This window comes from Amaricoccus sp., from assembly GCF_036846665.1.
Taxonomy (GTDB): Bacteria; Pseudomonadota; Alphaproteobacteria; order Rhodobacterales; family Rhodobacteraceae; genus Amaricoccus.
Map to the genome: position 1 here is coordinate 1 of NZ_DAIUBO010000227.1, position 6015 is coordinate 6015.

6 protein-coding genes are annotated in these 6015 nt (G+C 69.0%); 2 read left to right on the top strand and 4 right to left on the bottom strand.

Annotated features, from left to right (window positions below; translation table 11 throughout):
* Nucleotides 1-235 precede the first annotated feature (235 nt).
* From V7050_RS17165 to tkt, 4 genes are all read right to left on the bottom strand, one after another.
* A complete protein-coding gene (locus tag V7050_RS17165) occupies nt 236-544 on the bottom strand; it encodes an FtsB family cell division protein (protein ID WP_324369742.1) in 309 nt (102 codons plus the stop codon).
* A 191-nt stretch (nt 545-735) separates the two neighbouring features.
* Complete coding sequence (locus V7050_RS17170; RefSeq protein ID WP_324369743.1) at nt 736-1665, bottom strand: class I fructose-bisphosphate aldolase; 930 nt, start codon at nt 1663-1665, stop codon at nt 736-738.
* Nucleotides 1666-1695: 30 nt separating this feature from the next.
* A complete protein-coding gene (locus V7050_RS17175) occupies nt 1696-2889 on the bottom strand; it encodes a phosphoglycerate kinase (protein WP_324410901.1) in 1194 nt (397 codons plus the stop codon).
* 12 nt (nt 2890-2901) lie between these two features.
* A complete protein-coding gene (gene tkt, locus V7050_RS17180) occupies nt 2902-4920 on the bottom strand; it encodes a transketolase (protein ID WP_324369747.1) in 2019 nt (672 codons plus the stop codon).
* A gap of 326 nt (nt 4921-5246) precedes the next feature.
* Between tkt and V7050_RS17185 the strand changes: the two genes are divergently transcribed.
* Both V7050_RS17185 and zapA read left to right on the top strand, forming a co-directional pair.
* On the top strand, nt 5247-5498 hold the full coding sequence (locus V7050_RS17185; RefSeq protein WP_324369749.1) for a hypothetical protein: 252 nt from the start codon (nt 5247-5249) through the stop codon (nt 5496-5498).
* Between the two features lies 1 nt (nt 5499).
* The gene (gene zapA, locus V7050_RS17190; protein WP_324369751.1) at nt 5500-5937 is read left to right on the top strand and encodes a cell division protein ZapA; all 438 of its coding nucleotides are present in this window, start codon (nt 5500-5502) and stop codon (nt 5935-5937) included.
* The last annotated feature ends 78 nt before the right edge of the window (nt 5938-6015 follow it).

The window sequence follows — 6015 nt, forward strand, 5'->3', positions numbered from 1 at the left end:
GGGGGCCGGCGCGCTTGCTCGCCGTCCAGGGCCGGCGCGTCCCCATCCTCAACCGATGGTGCTGCTGTATTTCCCTCGCCCTGCGGCGCGCGCCTCCGGGCGACCGGACCAGGCAAGGCGCCACCGGCGCCTCGCCTTCTCGGTCCGGGGGAATGTGGTGCGGGCCGCGCGGCGCGCGGCCTTATCCCTATCCCGAGATTCGGCCTCGGCTTCGCGATTGCCCGGCCGTCCGGGCTCAGGGGATCAGGATCTCGTCGGTGCGGGCTAGGCTCAGAACCTTGCGGGCCTGTTCGTCGAGCAGGTCGAGGTCGAGGCTCCGGTCCGACAGCCGGCGGGTCTTGTTCTCGATCGCGGCGCGCTCGGACTTGAGCGCGGCGAGCTCACTGCGCAGCTTGGCCTCCTGCGCCTCGATCTGGAAGAGACGGAAGAGCCCATGCTCGCCTTGGAGCGCGGCGAAGCTCAGGTAGCCCATCGTCGCGATGAGCGCCGTGGCGAAGAGCGCGCCGCCGAACCTTCTGTGCGCCGGCTCCGATTGGTTATGCATTTCAGCCCGTTGCGAACTCTACCTGCCTCGCGCGCGACCATGCCAGAAATCCGGGCGAAAGGGAATCCCCCAATTCGCCCGGGCCTTCCGATGTGCGGAAGGTGCAGCCTCCCCGCCGATCGACACCGGTCGATCCGGCAGGGAACGATTAGCCCGCGTGGGGTGATCGTCGACGGCGCGGGTCGCCGGTCTCAGTCGCGGCCCTTGTAGATCTCCACGAGCTTGCCCAGCATCGCGAGCGCATCCTCGCGCGAGCGCTGGAAGGTGTTGCGCCCGATGATCGAGCCGTTGCCGCCGCCGTCGCGGATCGCGCGGGCGTCGTCATAGACCGAATCCGCCCCCTTGGCCGCCCCGCCGGAGAAGACGATGATCCGCCGCCCGCCGAAGGCCGAGCGGACGCAATCGGCGACACGGGCCGCCTGGCTCGAGATGTCGATCGCATTGTCGGTATAGGACTTCTTCGCTTCCTTCTGATCGAGGAAGTCGCTCGCGAGCTTGACCTTGATCACATGGGCGCCGAGCAGGGCCGCGATCTGCGTCGCATAGGCGGTGACATCGATCGCCGTCTCGCCGTCCTTGGAAAGCTCCTCGCCGCGCGGATAGGACCAGATCACCGTCGCCACGCCGACCGATGCCGCCTCGGCGCGCATCGCGGCGATCTCCTCGAACATCTCGAGGCTGGCGGTGGAGCCGGGATAGACCGTGAAGCCGATCGCCGAGCAGCCGAGCCGCAGCGCATCCGCGACGCTCGCGGTGATCGCCTGATCCTTGGGGGCGGCGCCGGGTAGCAGCGAGTTGGAGGAATTGACCTTCAGGATCGTCGGGATTTGGCCTGCAAAGCTGTCCGCGCCGGCCTCGAGCATGCCGAGCGGCGCGGCATAGGCGTTCAGGCCCGCGTCGATGGCGATCTGGTAATGGTAATGCGGGTCATAGGCCGCCGGGTTCGGCGCGAAGCTGCGCGCGGGCCCGTGCTCGAAGCCCTGATCGACCGGCAGGATGATCATCTTGCCGGTGCCGCCGAGCTTGCCGGCCATCAGCATGCGGCAGAGATTGGCCTTCACTCCCGGGGTTTCGCCTTCGTAGTTGGCGAGGATCTTCTGGACTGTGCGCGTGGCCTTCATGGTCTTCTCCGTTGGTGAGGTGCTGCGGGCTCAGCCCTGATCGAGTGCGGCGACGCCGGGCAGCGTCTTGCCTTCAAGCCATTCCAGGAACGCGCCGCCGGCGGTGGAGACATAGGAGAACGCCTCCGCCGAGCCGCTGGCGTTGAGTGCGGCCACCGTATCGCCGCCCCCGGCCACCGAGAGCAGCCGCCCGGCGCGGGTCAGGCTCGCCGCCTGGCGCGCGGCGGCATCGGTCGCGGCGTTGAAGGGGGCGATCTCGAAGGCGCCGAGCGGGCCGTTCCAGACCAGCGTGCGCGCCTCGCCGAAGGCCGCGGCGATGCGCGCGATTGTCGCCGGGCCGGCGTCGAGGATCATCGCATCGGCCGGGCAGGCGCTCGCCGGCACGATCTCATGCGCCGCACCCGCCTTGAACTCCCGCGCCACCACCACGTCCACGGGCAGCAGGATGGTGCAGCCGCCGTCCCCGGCCTTGGCGAGGATCTCGCGCGCGGTGCCGGTCATGTCATGCTCGCATAGCGACTTGCCGACCTCGAGGCCCTGGGCGGCGAGGAAGGTATTGGCCATGCCGCCGCCGATCACGATCGAATCCACCCGGTCGATGAGATTGCCCAGGAGCTCCAGCTTGGTCGAGACCTTCGCCCCGCCCACCACCGCCATCACCGGCCGCTCGGGCTTGCCCAGCGCCTTCTCCAGCGCGGTCAGCTCCTCCTGCATCAGCCGCCCGACGCAGGAGGGCATCAGATGCGCGATGCCTTCGGTGGAGGCATGGGCCCGGTGCGCCGCCGAGAAGGCGTCGTTGCAATAGACGTCGCCATTGGCGGCCAGCGCCCCGGCGAAGTCCGGGTCGTTGGTTTCCTCTTCCTTGTGGAAGCGCGTGTTTTCCAGAAGGAGCACGCCGCCCGCCGGCAGATCCCCGATCGCCTCGGCCGCGGCCTCGCCGATGCAATCGCCGGCGAAGGCCACCGGCCGGCCGAGCGCCTCCTCCAGCGCCGGCAGCACCACGCGCAGGCTCATCTCCGGCACCGGCTTGCCCTTCGGCCGCCCGAAATGCGCCAGCAGCACCGGCTTGCCGCCCTTGGAAAGGATGTCCCTCAGCGTCGGCAGGATCCGCTCGATCCGCGTCGCATCGGTGACCTTGCCATTCTCCACCGGCACGTTGATGTCGACGCGGGTCAGCACCACCTTGCCGTCGAGATCCATGTCGTCGAGCGTCTTCCAGCCCACGGCCGCCTCCCCCTAGAGCAATGCCTCGACCTCGGCCACCACCGCCTCGGCGGTGATGCCGAAATGCGGATAGAGCGCCTCGATCGGCCCGGAGCCGCCGAAGCCGGCCATGCCGACGAAGCCCGCCTTCTTCTCGGCGCCGCGCTCGCCGCAGAGCCAGCGGTCCCAGCCGAAGCGCACCGCCGCCTCCACCCCGACCCGCACCGGCCCGGCGGGCAGCACCGACTTGCGGTATTTCTCCTCCTGGGCCGCGAAGAGCTCCCAGCAGGGCATGGAGACGACGCGCGTGCCGATCCCCTTGCGCTCGAGCAGGATCCGCGCCTCGAGCGCGATCTCCACTTCCGACCCGGTGGCGATCAGGATCGCCTTGCGCCGCGCCACCGCCTCCTCGAGCACATAGGCCCCGCGCGCGGTCAGGTTCTGCCTCGTGTGCCGCGTGCGCACCGTGGGCAGGTTCTGCCGGGTCAGCGCCAGCACCGAGGGCGTGCGCAGGCTCGTCAGCGCGAGCTCCCAGGCCTCCGCGGTCTCGATCGTGTCGGCGGGGCGGAAGACCTGCATGTTCGGCGTCGCCCGCAGCATCGCCAGATGCTCGACCGGCTGGTGCGTCGGCCCGTCCTCGCCGAGCCCGATCGAATCGTGGGTCATCACATAGACCACCCGCGTGCCCATCAGCGCCGAGAGCCGCATCGCGCCGCGCGCGTAATCGGCGAAGCAGAGGAAGGTGCCGCCATAGGGCACCACCCCGCCATGCACGGCCATGCCGTTCATCGCCGCGGCCATGCCGTGCTCGCGGATGCCGTAATGGACGTAGCGCCCGCCGCGGCTCTCCGGCGCGAAGGTGCCGAGGCCCTCGGTCAGCGTGTTGTTCGAGCCGGTCAGATCCGCCGAGCCGCCCAGGGTCTCGGGCATCACCGAATTGACCACCTCGAGCACCAGCTCCGAGGATTTGCGCGTTGCCACTTTCGGGGCGGATTCGACCGTCGCCTTGCGGAAGGCGGCGAGCGCCGTGCCGAGCTTCTTCGGCGCCTCGCCCGCGACGATCCGCTCGAATTCCGCCTGCTTCGCCCCCGAGAGCTTGCCGAAGCGCGCCTTCCAGGCGGCATGCGCCTCCGTGCCGCGGGCTCCGATCCCGCGCCAGCCGCGCAGCACCTCCTCGGGGATCTCGAAGGGCGCCCAGGGCCAGCCGTAGATCTCGCGGACCTTCGCGATCTCCTCGGGCCCGAGCGGCGAGCCATGGGCGGCCTTGGTGTCCTGCTTGCTCGGGGCGCCGAAGCCGATATGGGTGCGGCAGTCGATAATCGCCGGCCATTCGCTCGACTTGGCCTCGATGATCGCCCGCTCGATGTCGGCCGGATCGTGCCCGTCGCATTCATGCACCGACCAGCCGGCGGCCCTGAAGCGCTGCTTCTGGTCGGTGACGTCCGACAGGATGACCTTGCCGTCGATCGAGATGCCGTTGTTGTCCCAGAAGACGATGAGATTCGAGAGCTTCTGCTTGCCCGCGAGCCCGATCGCCTCGTGGCTGATCCCCTCCATCAGGCAGCCGTCGCCGGCGATCACGTAAGTATGGTGATCGACGATCTTCCGACCGAACCGGGCCTGCAGCGCCTGCTCGGCCATCGCCATGCCGACGGCATTGGCGAGCCCCTGGCCGAGCGGCCCGGTCGTGGTCTCGATGCCGCTGGCATGGCCGTATTCCGGATGCCCGGCGGTCTTCGACCCGACCTGCCGGAAGTTGCGCAACTCGTCGAGCGTCATGTCCTCGTAGCCGGTCAGGTAGAGCAGTCCGTAGAGCAGCATCGACCCGTGGCCGGCCGAGAGCACGAAGCGGTCCCGATCCGGCCAGTAGGGGGCCTTAGCGTCGAACTTCAGATGCCGCTCGAAAAGCACGGTGGCGACGTCGGCCATGCCCATCGGCATACCAGGATGGCCGGAATTGGCCTTCTGCACCGCATCCATAGCCAGCACGCGCAGCGCGGCGGCCTTCATCCAGTGATCGGGGTGACGTTCACGAAGTTCTGAGATTTCCACGGGGTCTGGCCTTTCTCGCGCAGGGCGCGGCCGTTCCGCGACGGGGCCGCAAGAATGGCCGCACTGATACCAGCCGGCCGCCTCGGGTCAAGGCGCTTTCCGAACCGGGCGCGGCCGCCCGCCAGCCGCCGCCGGGGCCTGGGCGCACCTTCCTTCGGGAAAACAGCGGCCTGAGCGCGGTTCCGCAGCCATGACGCAAAGGCGGGCGGCAGGGGCCTTGCGCGCGCCTCGATCGCCCGCCCTAGCGCCGGGCCCGTGTCCGTGACAGATTGCAATGTCGGGGGGGGGTGCCTAAAACGGGGCGACCGAACTCGAAAGCGCAGGACATGAGCCAGATCAGCGAACTAGAAAACCGGTTCACCGTCGCGTTGAACCGTCTCCGCGCAGGAATCGAAGATCGCCCGAAACCCGCCGCCGCTCCGGCGGATGCCTCCCTCGCCCGGCGCGTGGAAGAGCTGGAAAAGGAACGGGTTGCACTCAATGCCGAACTCGAGCGTCTCCGCGAGAAGCGGGACAGGGACGTGGCGCATCTCGACGAGCTCATCGCCCAGCTCAAGCCGCTGATCGAGGAGGTCTGACATGCCCGAACTGACGCTTGAGATCGGCGGCCGTCTCTACGAGGTCGCCTGCGAGTCGGGCCAGGAAGCCTCGCTCGAACGCGCCGCGGCCCTGCTCGACGCCGAGGCCAGCCGTCTCACCGACGAGATGGGCCGCTCGGTGGAGAAGCGCATGCTGCTGCTCGCCGGGCTGATGCTCGGCGACACGATGATGGCGGTCGAGCAGCGCCTCGCCAATGCCGAGGAACGCATCCGCTCCGCCGAGGAGCGCGCGCGCATCGCCGAGGCGAAATCGGCGATGCTCGCGGCCAATGCGCTCAAGCTCGAATCGAGCATGCATCATCGCGGCGCCCAGGCCGAGATCGACCGGCTCCAAACCGAGAACGAGGCGGCGAAGGAACTGCTCTCGCAGGTCCTCGCCGAGGTCGACGCCCTCGCCGACGCGGCGGAGAGTCGCTGACGGGCAGGGTAACTGCACCGGATTGGCGTTGTTGCACAGAAGCGGCTGAAATGAGGGGATTGAACGAACCCGCTGACG

Excerpts from the sequence above, each read along its gene's own strand:
- V7050_RS17165 (WP_324369742.1), bottom strand. The coding sequence starts at position 544 with ATGCATAACCAATCGGAGCCGGCGCACAGAAGGTTCGGCGGCGCGCTC.
- V7050_RS17170 (WP_324369743.1), bottom strand. The coding sequence starts at position 1,665 with ATGAAGGCCACGCGCACAGTCCAGAAGATCCTCGCCAACTACGAAGGC.
- V7050_RS17185 (WP_324369749.1), top strand. The coding sequence starts at position 5,247 with ATGAGCCAGATCAGCGAACTAGAAAACCGGTTCACCGTCGCGTTGAAC.
- zapA (WP_324369751.1), top strand. The coding sequence starts at position 5,500 with ATGCCCGAACTGACGCTTGAGATCGGCGGCCGTCTCTACGAGGTCGCC.